The organism is Dietzia sp. CW19 (genome assembly GCF_014145265.1).
Classification (GTDB): domain Bacteria; phylum Actinomycetota; class Actinomycetes; order Mycobacteriales; family Mycobacteriaceae; genus Dietzia; species Dietzia natronolimnaea.
On record NZ_JAALEE010000080.1, the window covers coordinates 1 to 2,401 of the forward strand.

Genomic DNA, 2,401 nt, shown 5'->3' on the forward strand with positions numbered 1-2,401 from the left:
CGAGGGCGCGCCGTCGTCCGAGTGGGCACGCGCCAACTCGCAGGTCCGCGGGTCCCTGGCGGAGACGGGAGTGGGCGCGACCGACCTGCTGCTGTGGGCTCTCACCGCCGCCGCGGCCGGGGTGACCCTGATCCTGTGGGCCACCCGGCGGCGCGGCGACCCCGGGGACTGAGCATCCGACACCCGGACGGGTCAGAACGTCGTTCGCGGCCGGATGCTGTTGGCCTGGTCCACCAGGCGGAAGCGCTGCTGACGGGTCTCGGTGGACCGCGCGAGGGTCCGCAACACGGTCTCGGCGCCCGACCTCAGTCCGAACTCGGTGAACGGCACCCCGCGCATCAACGGTGAGGGCGAGGGCTCGTTTCCGGGAAGCTGGATCCAGGCGAGCGCGGTGGTGAGCACGGTCAGCCGGATCTGGAACGCCCGGTGCTCGCCGGCGGACAGGTTGGTGACCCGGCGCGCGGCCTCCCGCAGGTGGGATTCCTCGGTCTCCTGCAGGGGCCGCCCCTGGCACAGCAGCAGGATCGCCGTGAGGTTGGCCAGCGCCGAATAGCGCGAATTGGGCGGCACCCGGTCCAGTTCCTCGATCGCGGCCGACACCTCTCCGCGCCGCTGCAGCTGACGCGCCAGGCCGAACGCGGAGCTGACCGCCGCCCGGTCCACCGACCACACGGTGCGGTAGAAGTGCTCGCTCGAGCGCGCCCAGCGGGTCTTGTCGCCCTCCGGGCACACGTCGAGGATGAGCTCGGCCGTCGCGGCCAGCGCCAACTTGGGGCCGTTCTCGCCCGGCATGGCCGACAAGACCTGCTGGAACTTCGGATACGCGCCCACGGGGTCGCCCTTGAGCAGGGCGATCACCCCGACGTACCAGACCAGGCGCCACTCCGAGCGCAGTCGGTGGGCGTTCTCCTCCAGCAGCGCCTCGGCCGCCGCGAGGTCGCCGCTCTCGAGGTAGGCGCGGGTGAGCGACATGATCACGCCCACGCTCTCGTGGGCCTCGGACTCTGAGTCGGAGTAGAGCTCACGGAGCGTGTCGATCCGCTGCTCGACGGAGGTGTACGAGGTGGCGGCGAGAATGCGCCCGGCGGGATCGGAGGATTCCATCAGCGGCACGGGCAGGGCGTCGACGAGTTCGGCCCCGGTCAGGGTGGTGTCGCGGGCGTGGCCGTCGACGAGGAAGTCGGTCGGTTCGACCGTGAACAGCGTGCCGAAGGTGGACCGCTGCGGCGAGAACACCGAGGAGAACGCGGGGTGTGGTTTCCCGGTGCGCAGCGCCAGCACCTCCCGCAGCACCCCCATGAGCTGCCCGGCCATCCCGTTGGCGCTACGGAACCGCATGTTCGGGTCCTCGTTGGTGGAGCGCAGCAGGAACCGGTAGAGCGAGTCGTACCGGCTGAACACCGGCTCCTCGACGGGGGAGGGGATCCCGTCGGCGTAGCGGCCGTCGACCACCGGGAGCCGGACGATCAGCGAGGCCAGGGTGCGCCCCACGGTGTACAGGTCGGAGGCGATGGTGGGGCCGGTCACGGGGATCTCCGGTGCCTGGAAGCCCGGGGTGCCGTAGATGTGCCCGTAGTCGCACACGCCCGAGACGGCGCCCATGTCGATGAGCTTGACGTGGTCCTCGGTGAGCATGATGTTCTCGGGCTTGAGGTCGTTGTAGACCAGTCCCACGGAGTGCAGGTAGGACAGCGCTGTGAGGGCCTCGAGGACGTACGCGATCGCCTTCTCCACGGGCAGGACCCGGCCGGGCGCCGACCGCCGCACGTCCCGCAGGCTGGGGCCGCCGACGTATTCCATGACGATGTACCCGCCGTGCGTGGGCGAGGTGGCCCAGTCGTCGTGGATGAAGTTGTAGATCCGGACGATCGACGGGTGGGAGAGCTCGGCCAGGATCTCGCGCTCGGCCACCGCCACCTCCTGCGCCTCCGCCTGATCGGCGTGGAGCAGGCCCTTGAGCACCACCCACCGGTCGGAGACGTTGTGGTCCACCGCGAGGTAGATCCAGCCCATCCCGCCGTGGGCGAGCGCGCCGCGCACCTCGTACTGGTCGGCCACCACGTCGCCGGGCCGGAGCTCGGGCCGCGGGAGACGGCCACCGGAGGCCTCGCACTCGGCCTCGATGTCCTCCGGCGAGAGCATGGCCGAGTTGGGGTCCACAGGGATGATGTACGGCAGGTCCACCAGCCCCTCCGACGCCGGACTCGGCCGGTCCTCGGGCTTGCTGGGTTGCCGCATCCGGAACGGTGCCGAGCCGGTTCGGTCGCCGGTGGTGACCTCGCCGGTCCGGGCGGAGGGCCGCTCGGCGGGGACCGATCGGGTACGCGACTCGGGGTCGTCGGTGGTGTCCGCGGTGGCCACGGGCCCGGTGACGGCACCCGCCTCGTCGTCGCGGGTGTCC

At 71.4% G+C, this 2,401-nt stretch carries 1 protein-coding gene; it reads right to left on the reverse strand.

What is annotated here, in order from left to right; genetic code table 11:
* Positions 1 to 192: 192 nt before the first annotated feature.
* Positions 193 to 2,401 (reverse strand): serine/threonine protein kinase (locus G6021_RS02870; RefSeq protein WP_241736401.1); only part of this gene is annotated, 2,209 nt, incomplete at its 5' end.